This window comes from uncultured Enterococcus sp. (assembly GCF_913775425.1).
Classification (GTDB): domain Bacteria; phylum Bacillota; class Bacilli; order Lactobacillales; family Enterococcaceae; genus Enterococcus_G.
Map to the genome: position 1 here is coordinate 47,150 of NZ_CAJYIS010000067.1, position 15,946 is coordinate 63,095.

General features: G+C 40.0%; 18 protein-coding genes. 17 read left to right on the forward strand and 1 reads right to left on the reverse strand.

Translation table 11 applies throughout. From position 1 onward, the window contains the following. Window positions 1-5 precede the first annotated feature (5 nt). The 4 genes from QZ413_RS08015 to QZ413_RS08030 all read left to right on the forward strand — a co-directional run bounded on the left by QZ413_RS08015 (window position 6) and on the right by QZ413_RS08030 (window position 4,567). Window positions 6-1,370 (forward strand): acetyl-CoA carboxylase biotin carboxylase subunit, encoded by a 1,365-nt coding sequence (locus tag QZ413_RS08015; protein WP_297079047.1) that lies wholly within the window; start codon window positions 6-8, stop codon window positions 1,368-1,370. Between the two features lie 12 nt (window positions 1,371-1,382). Then, window positions 1,383-2,243 carry an acetyl-CoA carboxylase, carboxyltransferase subunit beta gene (gene accD, locus QZ413_RS08020; protein ID WP_297079049.1) on the forward strand — a complete coding sequence of 287 codons (861 nt, stop codon included), beginning with the start codon at window positions 1,383-1,385 and terminating at the stop codon, window positions 2,241-2,243. Between the two features lie 3 nt (window positions 2,244-2,246). Beyond that, window positions 2,247-3,032, forward strand: a complete 786-nt coding sequence (locus tag QZ413_RS08025; RefSeq protein WP_297079051.1) for an acetyl-CoA carboxylase carboxyl transferase subunit alpha — start codon at window positions 2,247-2,249, stop codon at window positions 3,030-3,032. An 80-nt stretch (window positions 3,033-3,112) separates the two neighbouring features. Beyond that, window positions 3,113-4,567 (forward strand): amidase, encoded by a 1,455-nt coding sequence (locus QZ413_RS08030; protein ID WP_297079054.1) that lies wholly within the window; start codon window positions 3,113-3,115, stop codon window positions 4,565-4,567. A 156-nt stretch (window positions 4,568-4,723) separates the two neighbouring features. On the opposite strand, the gene QZ413_RS08035 is transcribed toward QZ413_RS08030, so the two are convergent. Further along, window positions 4,724-5,263: a hypothetical protein gene (locus tag QZ413_RS08035; protein WP_297079056.1), complete on the reverse strand. Its 540-nt coding sequence runs from the start codon at window positions 5,261-5,263 to the stop codon at window positions 4,724-4,726. Window positions 5,264-5,462: 199 nt separating this feature from the next. Between QZ413_RS08035 and QZ413_RS08040 the strand changes: the two genes are divergently transcribed. The 13 genes from QZ413_RS08040 to QZ413_RS08100 all read left to right on the forward strand — a co-directional run. After that, window positions 5,463-5,990 carry a YqeG family HAD IIIA-type phosphatase gene (locus QZ413_RS08040; protein ID WP_297079058.1) on the forward strand — a complete coding sequence of 176 codons (528 nt, stop codon included), beginning with the start codon at window positions 5,463-5,465 and terminating at the stop codon, window positions 5,988-5,990. Beyond that, the gene (yqeH, locus tag QZ413_RS08045) at window positions 5,987-7,096 is read left to right on the forward strand and encodes a ribosome biogenesis GTPase YqeH (RefSeq protein ID WP_297079060.1); all 1,110 of its coding nucleotides are present in this window, start codon (window positions 5,987-5,989) and stop codon (window positions 7,094-7,096) included. Before QZ413_RS08040 ends, yqeH begins: the two co-directional genes overlap by 4 nt. A gap of 11 nt (window positions 7,097-7,107) precedes the next feature. Continuing rightward, window positions 7,108-7,419 (forward strand): ribosome assembly RNA-binding protein YhbY, encoded by a 312-nt coding sequence (yhbY, locus tag QZ413_RS08050; RefSeq protein WP_297079062.1) that lies wholly within the window; start codon window positions 7,108-7,110, stop codon window positions 7,417-7,419. A gap of 14 nt (window positions 7,420-7,433) precedes the next feature. Continuing rightward, window positions 7,434-8,060 carry a nicotinate-nucleotide adenylyltransferase gene (locus QZ413_RS08055; RefSeq protein WP_297079064.1) on the forward strand — a complete coding sequence of 209 codons (627 nt, stop codon included), beginning with the start codon at window positions 7,434-7,436 and terminating at the stop codon, window positions 8,058-8,060. Next, entirely contained in the window at window positions 8,053-8,643 is a 591-nt protein-coding gene (gene yqeK, locus QZ413_RS08060; protein WP_297079066.1) for a bis(5'-nucleosyl)-tetraphosphatase (symmetrical) YqeK, read from the forward strand. The genes QZ413_RS08055 and yqeK overlap by 8 nt, the downstream gene beginning before the upstream one ends. Window positions 8,644-8,652: 9 nt before the next feature. Continuing rightward, window positions 8,653-9,012, forward strand: a complete 360-nt coding sequence (gene rsfS / locus QZ413_RS08065; RefSeq protein ID WP_297079069.1) for a ribosome silencing factor — start codon at window positions 8,653-8,655, stop codon at window positions 9,010-9,012. Next, the gene (locus tag QZ413_RS08070) at window positions 9,012-9,740 is read left to right on the forward strand and encodes a class I SAM-dependent methyltransferase (RefSeq protein ID WP_297079071.1); all 729 of its coding nucleotides are present in this window, start codon (window positions 9,012-9,014) and stop codon (window positions 9,738-9,740) included. Before rsfS ends, QZ413_RS08070 begins: the two co-directional genes overlap by 1 nt. Before the next feature lie 60 nt (window positions 9,741-9,800). After that, window positions 9,801-10,973 (forward strand): nucleotidyltransferase, encoded by a 1,173-nt coding sequence (locus tag QZ413_RS08075; protein WP_297079088.1) that lies wholly within the window; start codon window positions 9,801-9,803, stop codon window positions 10,971-10,973. 94 nt (window positions 10,974-11,067) lie between these two features. Beyond that, window positions 11,068-11,787, forward strand: coding sequence for a YebC/PmpR family DNA-binding transcriptional regulator (locus tag QZ413_RS08080; protein WP_297079075.1), 720 nt, complete (start codon window positions 11,068-11,070; stop codon window positions 11,785-11,787). Between the two features lie 96 nt (window positions 11,788-11,883). Next, window positions 11,884-12,552, forward strand: coding sequence for a hypothetical protein (locus QZ413_RS08085; RefSeq protein WP_297079079.1), 669 nt, complete (start codon window positions 11,884-11,886; stop codon window positions 12,550-12,552). Window positions 12,553-12,783: 231 nt separating this feature from the next. Beyond that, entirely contained in the window at window positions 12,784-14,448 is a 1,665-nt protein-coding gene (gene alsS / locus QZ413_RS08090; protein ID WP_297079081.1) for an acetolactate synthase AlsS, read from the forward strand. Between the two features lie 12 nt (window positions 14,449-14,460). Beyond that, window positions 14,461-15,162 carry an acetolactate decarboxylase gene (gene budA, locus QZ413_RS08095; protein ID WP_297079083.1) on the forward strand — a complete coding sequence of 234 codons (702 nt, stop codon included), beginning with the start codon at window positions 14,461-14,463 and terminating at the stop codon, window positions 15,160-15,162. A 189-nt stretch (window positions 15,163-15,351) separates the two neighbouring features. After that, window positions 15,352-15,946: RICIN domain-containing protein (locus QZ413_RS08100; protein WP_297079084.1), on the forward strand; the 595-nt coding region annotated here is incomplete at its 3' end.

Consider the following 15,946-nt stretch of genomic DNA (forward strand, 5'->3'; position numbering starts at 1 on the left):
AAAACATGTTTTCGAAAATTTTAATTGCCAACCGTGGTGAAATTGCAGTTCGTATTATTCGTGCTTGTCGCGAATTAGGGATTCGCACGGTTGCTGTTTACTCTCAAGCAGATCGCGATGCGCTTCATGCAGAACTTGCAGATGAGGCGATTTGTATTGGACCTGCTAAAGCAGTAGACTCTTATTTGAATGTCAAACAAATTCTAAGTGCGGCTATTTTAACGAAAGCTGAAGCGATTCATCCAGGTTTTGGTTTTTTATCTGAAAATAGTCAGTTTGCTGAGATGTGTGAAGAATGCAATATTACGTTTATTGGACCAAAAAGCAAAACAATCGATGAGATGGGAAATAAAATCCATGCGCGTCAATTGATGATGGATGCAAATGTTCCGGTTATTCCAGGAAGTCATGGTTCATTGAGCAGTATTGAAGAAGCGATGACACTTGCTGAAGAAATCGGCTTTCCAGTAATGCTAAAAGCAGCAGCTGGTGGAGGCGGAAAAGGAATTCGCAAAGTGATGACAGCTGAAGAGTTGCCAAAACATTTTGATTCAGCTCAACAAGAAGCAAAAGCCGCTTTTGGGAATGACGAGATGTATATGGAAAAAATCGTCTATCCAGCACGTCATATCGAAGTGCAGATCTTAGCAGATAACTTTGGAAATGTCATCCATTTAGGTGAACGTGATTGTTCTTTACAACGTAATAACCAAAAAGTGCTTGAAGAATCTCCTTCTGTTGTCATTACAGCAAAAGAACGTGCACACTTAGGTGAAATCGGAGTACGTGCAGCCAAAGCAGTGAATTATCAAAATGCGGGTACGATTGAATTTTTACGCGATGAAGAAGGAAACTTCTACTTTATGGAAATGAATACGCGTATCCAAGTGGAGCATCCAGTAACAGAGATGGTGACAGGAATCGATATCGTCAAAAAACAAATCGAAGTCGCAAACGGCGAACCTTTAGGCATCACGCAAGAGGAAGTCACATTTACTGGTCATGCGATCGAATGCCGAATCAATGCAGAAAATCCAGCATTTAATTTCGCACCATCACCAGGTAAAATCAAAAACTTGTTATTGCCTGCAGGTGGGATGGGATTACGTGTCGATAGTGCGATGTATTCAGGATACTCGATCCCTCCATTTTATGATTCAATGATCGCCAAAGTGATCGTTCATGGCAATTCTCGTTTTGAAGCATTGATGAAAATGCAACGTGCATTGACAGAACTTGTAACAGATGGTGTAGTGACTAATGCTGAATTTCAAATGGATCTAATCAGCCATCCGAATGTGATCGCTGGGGATTACACGACAGCATTTTTACAAGAAGACTTTTTACCAAACTGGAAACCTGAAGAATAGGAGGAATGACGCATGGCTTTATTCAAAAAGAAGAAAGATTATATTCGTATTAATCCGAATCGCGATCAGCCGAGCAATCAACAACCTTCTGTTCCAGATGACATGTGGGCAAAATGTCCAAATTGTAAGCACACGCTGTATACTAAAGAAATGGGTGCGGAACGAATTTGTCCAAATTGTGGCTATAATTTCCGAATCCGTGCTTGGGAACGGTTGTCGATCACAATCGACGAACGTAGTTTTGAAGAGTGGGACAATGGTTTAGAAACTAAAGACCCTTTATCATTTCCAAATTATTTAGAAAAAGTACGCAAAATGAAGGCCGCAACGCATTTAGATGAAGCGGTATTGACTGGAAAAGCAACGATCGAACAACAAGAAATCGCGATTGCGATCATGGATTCACATTTTATTATGGGGAGCATGGGAACGATTGTTGGTGAAAAGATCACACGGTTGTTTGAACGAGCGACGAAAGAACAGCTACCGGTTGTGATTTTTACAGCTTCTGGTGGTGCCAGAATGCAAGAAGGAATTTTATCTTTGATGCAAATGGCAAAAATCTCGGCTGCGGTGAAACAACACAGCAATGCTGGTTTGTTGTATATCACAGTATTGACCGATCCAACAACTGGTGGAGTAACCGCAAGTTTTGGGATGGAAGGCGATATTATCTTAGCAGAACCGCAAGCCTTGATCGGATTTGCGGGGCGTCGTGTGATCGAACAGACGATCAAACAAGAATTACCAGAGGATTTCCAAAAAGCCGAATTTTTATTAACGCATGGATTTGTGGATCAAATCGTTCCTAGAACGTTGCTAAGAAAACGTTTGAGCGAATTATTAGCTTTACATGTCAAAGGAGAGTGGTAAGCGATGGCCAAACAAGCACATGAAATCGTAACGTTAGCCCGCAGTAAAGACCGCTTGACTGCGTTAGATTATTTTGAAACGATGTTTGATGGATTTCAAGAATTTCATGGGGATCGCTTATACGCTGACGATGAAGCAGTCGTTGGTGGTGTAGCGTTTCTTGATGGAAAACCCGTAACGGTGATTGGGATTCAAAAAGGTCGGAACTTGACTGAAAATCTACGTCGTAATTTTGGTTCACCACATCCAGAAGGATACCGTAAAGCATTGCGCTTAATGAAACAAGCTGAAAAATTCAACCGTCCCGTCGTTACCTTTATCAATACTGCAGGAGCATTTTGTGGGATTGGTGCCGAAGAACGTGGTGAGGGTGAAGCAATTGCCAAAAACCTATTAGAAATGTCAGATTTAAAAGTACCGATCGTTTCGATTATTATCGGTGAAGGCGGTAGTGGTGGTGCTTTAGCTTTAGCACTTGGTGATGAAGTTTGGATGTTGGAACACTCGATTTATGCGATCTTATCTCCTGAAGGCTTTGCCTCGATCTTATGGAAAGACGGTAAACGCGCCAACGAAGCAGCAGGATTGATGAAAATCACTGCTCATGAGTTAAAAGAGATGGATGTGATCGAACGGATCATTCCAGAGACATTCCGCGAAGAAGCGTTAAGCAATCAAGAGATCATGAAGCGTTTGAAAGCTGATTTACAGTTCAAATTAAAAGAATTGATGCATCAGACGGTAGAACATAGAATCGCACAACGTTACGCGCGTTTTCGTAAGTTTTAAAAAACAGAGAAAATCATTTCTTGATTTTCTCTGTTTTTTTGTTAAAATCACAAAAAAGAGTGAAGAAGGTCGGTTAGAATATGCAAGATGTAGCGTATTGGGTAGAACAATTAAAACAAAAACAAATCAGTCATCAAGAATTGATTACTGATTGGACAAAACGAATCGAACAGCATCAAGAATTAAATGCATTTGTTTCTTTAGATCCGGAACAAACGCTCGCGCAGATTGAACAAACAAAAAACTGTTTGGCATTGCCTTATGCTGGGTTACCGATTCCGTTAAAAATTCTAGGGCACAGTAAAAAAGGGTGGTCGAACACTGCGGCTTCGCGTTTATTGGTTGACAATCGAGCTGTTGAAACGAGTGCATTTGTCAAACGTCTAGAAAGAATCGGATTTGTACCATTTGGACAAACCAATGCGCCAGAATTTGGATTTAAAAACGTAACAGATTCCACCCTTTATGGCGATACAAAAAATCCATGGAATCTAGCATACTCTGCAGGTGGTTCAAGCGGAGGAGCCGCTGCTGCTGTTGCTGGGAATTTAGTTCCCATCGCTAGTGCTAGTGATGGGGGAGGATCGATTCGTATTCCCGCTTCGTTTACGGGCTTGATTGGCCTGAAACCAACTCGAGGCACGATGCCGATGGGGCCGACTGAATTAAGAGGATGGCAAGGTGCTTCCATTGGGTTTGCATTGACCCGTTCGATGAGAGATACCAAGCAGCTGTTTTATCTTTTACGTGATCCAAATCAACCCTCACCTTATCAAGCTCCAACGATCGAGTGGAGCCATCACGATGCCAGCAAAAAAACGCCATTGTCGATTGCTGTATGTGTGGATTCACCATTGGGTCATCATGTGAGCGAGGAAGCAAAACAAGCCGTGAAAAAAACAGTCGCTCAATTAGAAGCGCTAGGACATCATGTCACAAAAGTACACTATCCAATCGATGGACTTAAACTAATAAAAGCGTATTATCGTATGAATGGTGCAGACACTGCAGCGATGTTTCACACGATGGAAGCTCAATTTGGACGGAAATTTACGATAGAAGACATGGAATTGATGACGTGGGGAATGTATCAATCCGGTAAGAAGATGACAGCCGCTGATTATGTTTTGTCTTTAGAGGTCTGGGATCAAGCATTTTTAGCGATGGAAACGTTATTTACCACATACGATCTATTCTTGTCGCCAAGTGCGACCACAACGGCGCCACGTCTAGACCAAGATTTGCAAAGTCCAATAATTCGCGAGCAATTGCGAGAGATCGAGCATGTTTCATTTTCAGAATCCGAAACGATTGTATTTGATATGTTTGCCAAAAGCTTAGCAATTACACCTTATACACAATTGGCAAATCTAAGTGGGCAACCGGCGATTAGTTTGCCTGTCCATCGCGCTGAAAATGGATTGCCGATAGGTGTCCAGTTTATGGCCAGTCGTGGACGTGAAGATCTGTTGTTCCAAGTAGGAGAAGCTTTAGAAGCTGTGCAACTGTTTGAGTCAGTAGATGAAAGAATGTGACAAAAGTCGATCACATTTTCTAAAAATCGAATAAACTTTGTTTCAGAAGTAACCCTTTTGAAAAAATAAGCCGCATCATGACCGAAATAGATCAATCTATTATCGGAAATGATGCGGCTTATTGCTTAGAGCTGTAAACTTTTATCACAGCCTTTTTTAATATTCGCCAGTAAACACTTGTTTTTCTGGTAAAGGATAGTCGCTCAGTGATTTTCCATCAGCAAGTAAGGCTTCCTTGAAATCGGCGATACTTAGATCTAATTTTCGTGAAAGATCAAAGACGCTGTGCAATACATCGTGAAAATACATCGAATTTCCCTGTTCAAAATATGCTTTATATTCAGGTGAAGTATTCGCATGTCCAGTTTTTTCTTGATAAGCTTTTGCTTCGGTCAAATAGGTATTAAAGTGGTGATTTGTGTAGGCAACGAAATGATTAAAAATCGAAATCGCCAAAACAAGATCTTTATGCCACGATTCATAAGTCTTTTTAGCTAGTCCACCTTGTACTTCGATCAATTCAAAGTTGTGATCACGTAGATATTGTGTGATCAACATTTCCGTATTTAATGCAATACCGGTATATGAGACTTCTTCAAATTCAAAATGTTTAAGGCTTTCTAGTTCGGCAAGCAAACTTTCTGGTGTGAAATTCCGATTTTCTAAACTTTTATAAATCTTTTTTTGTTGAAACATTTGACCAACCTCCAATAAACATATTTGTATATCCTTATTATAAGGCAAAGCGTAAAATAAAGGAAAAGATATCGCATCAGAAGATGTTGTCTTGATGAGAATTGGTCACATATCTTTTATTTTCGCGGTTTTTCATGTATAATCGAAGGTTGAGGAGTACCGATCAGGGCTCCTTCATTTTTTGAATAAAGGAGAATATATGTTTTCAAATTTTAAACCAACATGGATGGTAGATGCGATTTATAAAATCACTCCTGAACAATTGCAAACGCATGGAATCAAAGCAGTATTGACTGATCTAGACAATACCTTGATTGCATGGAACAATCCTGAAGGAACAATCGAGCTACAACAGTGGCTATTAACTTTGAAACAAGCGGGCATTCCGGTCATCGTCGTTTCCAATAATAACGAAGAACGCGTACGCTATGCGGTAGAACGATTTGATATCGATTTTGTAGCGCGAGCATTGAAACCTCTAGGTAAAGGAATTCGAGAAGGTGTACGTCGTTTAGGTTTATCAAAAGATGAAGTAGTTATGGTTGGCGATCAGATCATGACAGATGTTCGAGCGGCTAATCGTGTAGGCGTTAGAAGTATTTTAGTTAAACCGATTATCGATACAGATAGTTGGAAAACACAATTTAATCGAGTATGCGAGCGAAAGATCATGCACTACTTACAAAAGAAAAATCCAGAAATGGTATGGCAAGGAGAAATAAAATGAGTGAAGATTGGCAATGTATTGGCTGTGGGGTCCATATTCAAACAAGTGAACCAGATCAATTAGGGTACACGCCAAAAGCTGCGTTTGAACGCGGTATCGAATCTGGAGAAGTATACTGTCAACGTTGTTTTCGTTTACGACACTACAATGATATCCAAGATGTTTCATTGACAGACGATGATTTTTTACGTCTATTAAATGAGATCGGCACACAAGATGCGTTGATTGTGAATGTTGTAGATATTTTTGATTTTAATGGATCGTTGATTCCAGGACTGCACCGTTTTGTCGGAGATAATCCGGTATTGATGGTAGGAAACAAATTAGACATCTTACCAAAATCTTTAAAACCGTCAAAAATGATCCAATGGATGCGCGAACGTGCCCATGAAGAAGGATTACGTCCACTCGATGTAAAACTGACAAGTGCAAAAAAAGCCGCAGATATCGAATCTCTATTGGCGACGATCGAGCAATATCGAGAAGGCCGCGACGTGTATGTGGTCGGCGTAACCAATGTTGGGAAATCGACATTGATCAATCAGATCATTCGCCAAACAGCAGGTGTGAAAGAAGTGATCACGACGTCACGTTTCCCGGGTACGACTTTAGATAAGATCGAGATTCCTTTGGAAGATGGTCACTTTTTAATCGATACCCCCGGAATTATCCATCGCCATCAAATGGCACATTATCTAGGGAAAAAAGATTTAAAAATCATCGCCCCTCAAAAAGAAATCAAACCTAAAACCTATCAATTGAATGCGGAACAAACGCTATTTTTAGGTGGTCTTGCTCGTTTTGATTACGTTCAAGGCGAACGCAGTTCATTTACAGTCTATGTGGCCAATGAGTTAGATCTACACCGGACGAAGCTAGAAAAAGCGACAGCATTTTATGAAAAACATGTTGGTGGCTTGTTGCAGCCACCACGTCCAGATGAAGTCGCAACATTTCCGGAATTGGTTCGTTTCGAGTTTTCGATCAAAGAGCGGACGGATATCGTATTTGCTGGATTAGGTTGGATCACCGTAACAAATCCCGGAGTAGTTGCCGGTTGGGCGCCAAAGGGTGTCGATGTCATCAAACGAAAAGCGTTAATTTAAGGAGATCAAGCATGGAATTAAAAGGAAAGCAAAAACGAGTATTAAGAAGTAAAGCGCACCATATGAATCCGATTTTTCAAGTTGGAAAAGGTGGCGTCAACGAAGCGATGATCATTCAGATCGGTGAAGCATTAGAAAAAAGAGAATTGTTTAAAATCTCTCTTTTACAAAATACAGATGAATTACCTGAAGAAGTCGCACAGACATTAGAAGAAGCATTAGACTGTAACGTGGTACAAATTATTGGCCGTGTGTTGGTCGTATTTAAACCTTCTCGTAATGAAAAATATCAAAAGATTTCATCTGAAATCAAAGGGTTATAAAAGGAGAATTGTGTATGCATGCGAATGTCACAAGTCATTCGCAAGTTCAGCTTAAACCACAGACGGCAACTAGACGGCAAGTCGGCATTTTAGGGGGGAATTTTAACCCTGTCCATCTTGCCCATCTCACTGCAGCCGATCAGGTAGGCCATGCTTTAGGATTAGATAAAGTCTACTTGATGCCAGAAGCGATTCCACCTCATGTGGATCAAAAGACAACGATTGATGCAAAGCACCGTTTGGCGATGCTAGAACTTGCGATTGCAGATAATGATTTGTTAGAAATCGAACCATTTGAAATTACGCGTGGTGGTGTCAATTATACGTATGAAACCATGCAACGATTGATCGAACTTCATCCAGATACCGATTATTATTTCATTATCGGTGGCGATATGGTGGAATATTTACCAAAATGGAAAGAGATCGATCGTTTACTCCAATTGGTCCATTTTGTTGGAATCAAACGACCAGGCTATCAAACGACCTCTGCCTATCCGATTATTTGGATTGATGTGCCTTTACTTGAGATTAGTTCAAGTATGTTGCGCAAGAAAATCAAAGAAGGGTGTTCTACAAATTATCTCTTGCCTGATGCAGTGAAGAAATACATTGAGAAAGAAGGGTTGTACCTTGAATGAATGGCAACAGTATGAACAAACGACGCGTGCGTATCTAGTCGAACAGGTACAAGCAAACGTCAATCCAAAACGCTGGCAACATATTTTAGGTGTTGAAAAAAGTGCGATTGCATTGGCGAAACGTTATCATGTTGACGTGATTCAAGCGAGTACAGCTGCTTTGGTCCATGATTATGCCAAAGAATGTTCTGATCAAGTCTTTTTAGCTGCAATCACCCAATATGATCTGGATCCTGATCTTAAACATTGGGGAAATGAAATCTGGCATGGTATCGTAGGCGCGGAATTGATCCGTCAACAGCTAGGGATCGACGATGAAATGATCTTAGAGGCTGTTAGAGTGCATACTACTGGAGCTAAAGAGATGTCGCCTCTTGCACAAGTCTTATACGTAGCCGACTATATCGAGCCAAACCGCCAGTTTCCAGGTGTAGAGGAAGCAAGAGAACTTGCTAAAAAAGATTTAGCTGCAGCCGTGGCGTATGAAACCAAGCATACATTAGCATTTTTGATTCAAAAAGAAGTACCGATTTATCCAAAAACGATTGAAACTTATAACAGTTGGGTTGCCAAGCGCACCTAAGGAGGACCTATGAAAGATAGTAAAGAAATTTTAGAATTAGTAGTAAAAGCAGCAGACGCAAAACGTGCCGAAGAAATCGTAGCTTTAGATGTTCAAAACGTATCGTTACTTGCCGATTACTTTATGATTTGTTCTGGAACAAATGAGCGTCAGATCCAAGCCATCGTCAATGAAATCGTGGATCAAGCTGAACAAGCACAAATCGAAGTGAAACGAATCGAAGGAAAAGATTCAGCAAAATGGATTTTGATCGATTTAAATGATGTCATCGTACATGTTTTCAGCCAAACAGAGCGCGACTTCTACAATTTAGAAAAATTATGGTCTGATGCACCTTACGTGTCAATCAATGATTGGATTGATGCATAGTGGCATATGAAACCTTTGCCTTTGTCTATGATGAGGTGATGGATACAAGTTTGTATCAACGTTGGTTAGATTTTTCGATGCGTCATTTAGGTGAGAAGAACAAAATTTTGGAATTGGCTTGTGGAACGGGAGCGTTGGCCGTAGAGTTTGCCAAAAAAGGGTTTGATGTGACGGCCTTAGATCTGTCTGAAGACATGTTGATGATCGCCTCTCAGCGTGCGCAAGAAGAAGAAACCACGATTCAACTCGTCGCAGGGGATATGTTGGATTTAACTGATGTCGGCACTTATCAAGCCGTGACTTGTTTTTCGGATTCCCTTTGTTACATGCCCAATGAAATGGATGTCCAACAAGTATTTGACGGTGTTTATGGGATTTTGGAAGAAGAAGGAACGTTTATTTTTGATGTTCATTCGACGTATCAAATCGATGAAGTTTTCCCCAATTACAACTACCACTACCAAACGGATGAGTTTGCTTTTTTATGGGAAAGTTATCAAGGAGAACACCCGCACAGTATCGAACATTTTTTGACGTTTTTTGTTCAGGAAGAAGATGGGAAATTCGTCAGAGAAGATGAGTTGCATCAAGAGCGGACCTATTCACTAGATGCGTATCAGTTGATGTTAGAAAATGCGGGTTTTTCATCTGTTGAAGTATTTGCTGATTTTATCGACAGTGCGCCAAATGAAAAAAGTCGTCGTTGGTTTTTTGTTTGTCATAAATAAACCAAAAGAGTGTTCAGGAAATCCTGAGTGCTCTTTTTTTGAAAGGAGCAAAGCGTGAAGATGAAAATTTGTGGATTGATCGTAGAATACAATCCGTTTCATAATGGCCATGTGTATCATGCGCAAATGGCGCGTGAAAAAACGCAAGCGGATCTTGTGATCGCTGTGATGTCAGGGAATTTTTTACAGCGCGGAGAACCGGCGATCGTTGATAAATGGAAACGTGCAAGCGTGGCTGCTCGATATGGCGTCGATCTTGTGATCGAATTACCCGTTGTACATGCTGTCCAGCCAGCAGATTATTTTGCTCAAGGTGCAGTTACAATGCTTGCACAATTAGGGTGTGACGCGATTTGTTTTGGGACAGATGAAGTGGATGATTTTGATTATGAAGCGTACGGGCATTTTTATGAAACCAATCGGGAAAAAATCGAAGCGATGGTACGCGAAATCACGTTTGCTGATTGGACGTATGCGAAAAAAATGATGCATGTCTTACAACAGCTAAATCCTGACTTGTGTTTTGATGAAGCCAAGCCAAATCATATCTTAGCGCTCAGCTATGCAAAAGCTAATGCTGCACTAAAAGCACCGATGGCATTGTATCCGATCGCACGAAAACAAGCGCAATACCATGACCAAACGATCGAAAGTGAAATTGCTAGTGCTACTGCGATTCGTCAAGCATTGTTTGAAGAGCAAACGATCGGTCAAACAGTACCACCTGAGATGGATACGGTCTTACAAGAAGAGTTGATTAGTTGGGAGCGAGCCTATCCTTTTTTACGTTATCGCTTGATGAGTACGCCGATTTTAGATTTAACGAAGTATTATCAAATCAATCAAGGAGTCGCACATCTTTTTGTACAAGCGGCTGTGCGTGCGTTGTCATTTGATCAATTTCTACATCAAGTGACCTCAAAAAGCTATCCCATTACCAAGATCCAACGAATGTGTGTGTATATCTTGCTTGCGATGACGACGGCAGATTATGAGCAAGCCGTCGCTACCTCTTTTTTTCGTCCACTAGCGTATACGAAAGAAGGGCAGCTGTATTTAAAATCATTGACTAAAGCATTACCGATTTTAGCGCGTTTTGGTAAAAAAGAAGCAAAACGGTATCCGTTAACTTTACGGGCCGACCAGCTCTATCAATTGCTTTTAAAGGATCCAGAACAGCAAAATTTCGGGCGTTTTGCAGCGCTTGTCGAGTCGAATGGAAAAAGCGTGTAAAAATACTTCACAATCGGCTATTAGACAAGTATAATAAGTAAGAATGTTTCCTAAGGCTAATTAGGAGCGAAAAAACAGAAAGCGAAGTGAAATTATGGGTCGTAAATGGGCAAATATTGTGGCAAAGAAGACAGCAAAAGATGCTAGCAATAGTAAAGTTTATGCAAAATTTGGAATCGAGATTTATGCAGCAGCAAAATCAGGTGAGCCAGATCCACATACTAACCAAAAATTAAAATTTGTTATCGACCGTGCGAAAACGTATAATGTTCCAAAACATATTATCGACCGTGCTATTGAAAAAGCAAAAGGTTCTGGTGATGAGCAATTTTCAGAGTTGCGTTATGAAGGTTTTGGACCAAATGGATCAATGGTGATCGTGGATACGCTAACTAATAATGTTAATCGTACTGCGGCTGACGTTCGTGCAGCGTTTGGTAAAAATGGTGGGAATATGGGTGTTTCTGGAGCGGTAGCTTATATGTTTGATAACACTGCCTTATTCGGATTTGCCAATCAAGATGCAGATGAGATCTTAGAGTATTTGATGGAACAAGATATCGATGTGCGTGATGTTACAGCAGAAGACGATCAAGTCTTTGTTTATGGTGAACCAGAAGACTTCCATGCGATTCAAGAAGCGTTAAAAGCAAAAGGGATCGAAGAGTTTTCTATTGCAGAAATGCAAATGATCCCACAAAATGAAGTGACTTTAGGTGAAGATGACCTTGCAATGTTTGAGAAAATGATCGATGCCATCGATGAATTAGAAGATGTGCAAAATATTTTCCATAACGTAGCATTAGAAGATTAAAAGACTCGAATTTTCGAGTCTTTTTTTTGTAAGGAAATAGAAGGCAAATAACAGGAAATATGGTATTCTATAAGAACAGAGATTTGTAGATGGAAGGTGAATGTTTTGTTTGGTGAAGAAGTAACGTTGCAACCGTTTGATCGAATCTTAAGTGGATTTGATAAAGTAACAGAAGTCGCATTTTCAATTTTAGATTGCTCTTATTTAAGTACAAAGTATCAAGATTTTGGGATTACAGGCTATCGTGTAGGTGATTTCAAAGGACGGGCGTTTATTCATCGTTACGTTCCTTGTTCCTTTTATCAAGTGCCCATGTTGATCTATCGTTCAAAGTATTTGATCCCGTTGGTTTTTCGTAAAAATTTTACGATGATCAATTTATTTACCGATCCAAATCGTTTCGCCTCTTTTTTAGATGTATTAGACTTTGAAGTTGAAGCGCGACCAAAGCAAGTGATCATTGAAGCACAAGAAAATGCGTATCCTTACGCTGAAGAAACATTTTATGTCATCGATACCAATTATATCTTGTTTCGTTTAGCAGAAATTATCGAAGTGGGTGCGTTGGCGATCCGTCATATGACGGATATTGCTGAGTTTATGGAGTGGAATCGTACGGCAAGGTTGATCGACAATGGCGTTAAAGGTCGTCATAGTCAAATTTTCGATCCTCAAGACGATCTTCAATTCTCAGAATTGGATATGATTATTGGTATTGTTTTGCGCTTATATCCAGAATCTTTATGTGAGCAAATCGTATTATAATGTTTTTTTATAAATAAAAGAAGAAGAGTAGACTCGTTTATCTAGTTGAGATGAGCGATTCTGCTCTTTTTTGTGTTTTGTAATTAAATACATTTTCTGAAAAGAAATAGTAAACAAATTTCTTTCTTTGTGTTATACTCATTTAAGTGAAACAGTAATACGTTGATAAATCAATGTTTTTATGATTTTTTTTACTTTATACTATAACAATAAAAGAAAGAAGTGCTACAGATGACAGATGTTGTAAAACACGGAGCCGATATGGTTGTAGAAAGCTTGATCAATCATGATGTGGACTATGTATTTGGAATTCCAGGAGCGAAAATTGATCGCGTATTTGATACGTTAGAAGATAAAGGACCTGAATTGATCGTGACACGCCATGAACAAAATGCTGCTTTTATGGCACAGGCAGTCGGTCGTATTACAGGGAAACCAGGAGTAGTGATCGCTACAAGTGGTCCAGGAGCAAGTAATTTAGCTACAGGATTAGTCACAGCTACTTCCGAAGGTGACCCAGTTTTAGCCATCGCAGGACAAGTAAAACGTAGCGATCTATCGAAGTTGACACACCAAAGTATGGATAATGTAGCACTGTTCAAACCGATTACAAAATATAGTGCGGAGATCCAAGATCCTGAAACGATCTCAGAAATCATGGCAAATGCATTTCGAATTGCCCGTACGAATAAAAAAGGTGCCAGCTTTGTGAGTATCCCACAAGATGTCGTCGATGCACCGGCTGTAACTGAAAGTATCCGTCCGCTAAGCAAACCGCGTTTAGGTTCTGCATCAAAAGAAGATATCGATTATCTAGTTGCACGTATCAAAGAAGCGAAACTCCCTGTCTTATTAGTGGGAATGCGTGGTTCTAGTGAAGCTGAAACGAAAGCGTTACGTGAATTGGTTGAAGTGGCAAAATTGCCTGTTGTCGAAACCTTCCAAGCAGCAGGAGTGATCTCACGCCAGTTAGAAGATCGTTTCTTCGGTCGCGTGGGGCTCTTTAGAAATCAACTTGGCGATATGCTATTGAAAAAAAGTGATCTTGTGATCGCGATTGGATATGATCCGATTGAATACGAAGCACGCAACTGGAATGCTGAAAAAGATGCACGTGTGATCGTGGTCGACAAAGTACCAGCAGAAATCGATCCATTTATGCAACCAGAACGCGAATTGATCGGTAGTATCTCAGATACACTGGATCTGTTAACAAAAGAAATCTCAGCGTATCAATTACCAGAAGACTCACAAGCATATTTGGCGCAATTACAAGAAAAAATGACAGAACGTGATATCGTACCGACACATCAACTAGAAAATCGTTTGCATCCTTTAGAGATTATCGAAACGATGCAAGCAGCAGTAACAGACGATATGACTGTGACTGTAGATATCGGGAGTCATTATATTTGGATGGCACGTCATTTCAGAAGTTACGAGCCACGTAAATTGCTATTTAGTAATGGGATGCAAACATTAGGTGTCGCATTACCTTGGGCGATTGGTGCTGCATTGGTTAGACCGAACACGCAAATCTTTTCTGTATCTGGAGATGGTGGCTTTTTATTTTCTGCGCAAGATCTAGAAACGGCAGTCCGTAAAAACTTAAATATTATCCATATTATTTGGAATGACGGTCGTTATAATATGGTGGAATTTCAAGAAGTGATGAAATATGACCGAGCTTCTGGAGTGGACTTTGGACCAGTTGATTTTGTACAATATGCTCAAGCGTTTGGCGCAAAAGGACTGCGTGCAACGTCACAACAAGAATTAGAAGCAGCGATACAAGAAGGATTAGCTACAGAAGGTCCAGTAATCATTGATGTTCCTGTAGATTATTCATCAAATGAACAATTAGGTGAAAAAATCTTACCGGATCAATTTTATTAAGAGGTGAATGAAATGGGTAAACACTCATTATATCAATATGGAACAATCGGTTCGCTCATGGCAGGAGCGATGGATGGAACAGGTACAATCAAAGAGTTTTTGACGCATGGTGATTTTGGGATCGGAACGATGGATGGTGTCGATGGTGAATTGATCGTATTGGATCAAAAAGCTTACAAAGCGAGTGCGACAGGTGATGTGATTGAGCTTCAAGATGTAGACAAATTGCCTTATGGTGCGATCGCGTTTTTTAATGCCGATCATACGTTTACGATTAGCGATACTTTAGCAAATGAAGCAGTTGAAGAACAAGTCATCGCAGCGATGAAGAGTAAAAATCTATTTGTAGGTGTAAAAATCTCAGGTGTATTCGATACGATGCACGTGCGCGCAATGCCAAAACAAACTCCGCCTTATATCCGTTTTTCAGAAGTGGAGCAACCCGAATTTACAGCACACAATATCAAAGGAACCATTGTTGGATTCTACTCGCCAGTCTTATTTCATGGTACATCAGTAGCAGGCTTTCATGTTCATTTTATTTCAGATGATCGCATGTTTGGTGGACATGTCTTGGATTATCATGTCGAAGATGTAACCGTGGAAGTTCAAAATTACAGTGAGCTGATTCAAGATTTTCCAAAAGAAGATGTCTTCTTAGATGCGGATTTCGATTATTCAAATATCGCAGAAGAAATCAGCATTTCAGAATAAAGATAAGCAAAAAGATAAGCGCAGCGATGTGCTTATCTTTTTTTATTAAAATTAATGTTATTTAATTTTAAAATTATTTTCTGAAAAAATGCTTGATATCAGTTGCAATATCTCGTTTTAAGCGCTACTATTTTAATATAATTAATTATTTAATTTAGCATAGGGAATAATCTGTAAAGGGAGTTTGGAATGAAAAAAAGGTATAAACTACTTTATTTAAGTTCATTATTGGTTTTAGGGGTCGATACAACTAGTCTTGTCAACATCGTACATGCACAAGAAATGGCGACGACACAAACCACATCTAGTTCTTCAGCTGAATTTGTGAATTCAACAACTAGTTTAGATTCAACGAGTACGACTGTAGATCGCGCGTTAAGTCAGACGACAACGGATATGCAAAGTAGCGCTCCAAGTGAACTAGATAACGAAAACAAAGCGGCATTTGTTGCAGTCGAAAATGAGAAAGATCAGCCTGTACAATTCATTTGGCAACAACAAACTGCGCTAACGCTCGTTAATGAAAAAATAAGTGGTGAAGTAAGCACCGAAGATTCATCACAAGCCTTTATGCTACAAATGATTGGAAATAAAACATATGTGCTGAAAAACCAAGCTACAGGTCTTTACCTTAGTGTAACACAGTCTGGTGATGGTCTCACTACGACACATGATGTTGTTGGGGAAGCGCAAAAATGGCAGTTTCAATTCGCCTCAGATGGTACATATGCACTCTATTCAACAATCGGTGGATATCTGGAAATCAATGATAATCAAGTCGTGC

Bases quoted from the DNA above. Each gene is read 5' to 3' on its own strand.
- yhbY (WP_297079062.1), top strand. From the start codon at position 7,108: ATGGAATTAAAAGGAAAGCAAAAACGAGTATTAAGAAGTAAAGCGCAC.
- accD (WP_297079049.1), top strand. From the start codon at position 1,383: ATGGCTTTATTCAAAAAGAAGAAAGATTATATTCGTATTAATCCGAAT.
- QZ413_RS08035 (WP_297079056.1), bottom strand. From the start codon at position 5,263: ATGTTTCAACAAAAAAAGATTTATAAAAGTTTAGAAAATCGGAATTTC.
- budA (WP_297079083.1), top strand. From the start codon at position 14,461: ATGGGTAAACACTCATTATATCAATATGGAACAATCGGTTCGCTCATG.
- yqeH (WP_297079060.1), top strand. From the start codon at position 5,987: ATGAGTGAAGATTGGCAATGTATTGGCTGTGGGGTCCATATTCAAACA.
- QZ413_RS08025 (WP_297079051.1), top strand. From the start codon at position 2,247: ATGGCCAAACAAGCACATGAAATCGTAACGTTAGCCCGCAGTAAAGAC.
- QZ413_RS08030 (WP_297079054.1), top strand. From the start codon at position 3,113: ATGCAAGATGTAGCGTATTGGGTAGAACAATTAAAACAAAAACAAATC.
- alsS (WP_297079081.1), top strand. From the start codon at position 12,784: ATGACAGATGTTGTAAAACACGGAGCCGATATGGTTGTAGAAAGCTTG.
- QZ413_RS08040 (WP_297079058.1), top strand. From the start codon at position 5,463: ATGTTTTCAAATTTTAAACCAACATGGATGGTAGATGCGATTTATAAA.
- QZ413_RS08055 (WP_297079064.1), top strand. From the start codon at position 7,434: ATGCATGCGAATGTCACAAGTCATTCGCAAGTTCAGCTTAAACCACAG.
- QZ413_RS08015 (WP_297079047.1), top strand. From the start codon at position 6: ATGTTTTCGAAAATTTTAATTGCCAACCGTGGTGAAATTGCAGTTCGT.
- QZ413_RS08075 (WP_297079088.1), top strand. From the start codon at position 9,801: ATGAAAATTTGTGGATTGATCGTAGAATACAATCCGTTTCATAATGGC.
- rsfS (WP_297079069.1), top strand. From the start codon at position 8,653: ATGAAAGATAGTAAAGAAATTTTAGAATTAGTAGTAAAAGCAGCAGAC.
- QZ413_RS08080 (WP_297079075.1), top strand. From the start codon at position 11,068: ATGGGTCGTAAATGGGCAAATATTGTGGCAAAGAAGACAGCAAAAGAT.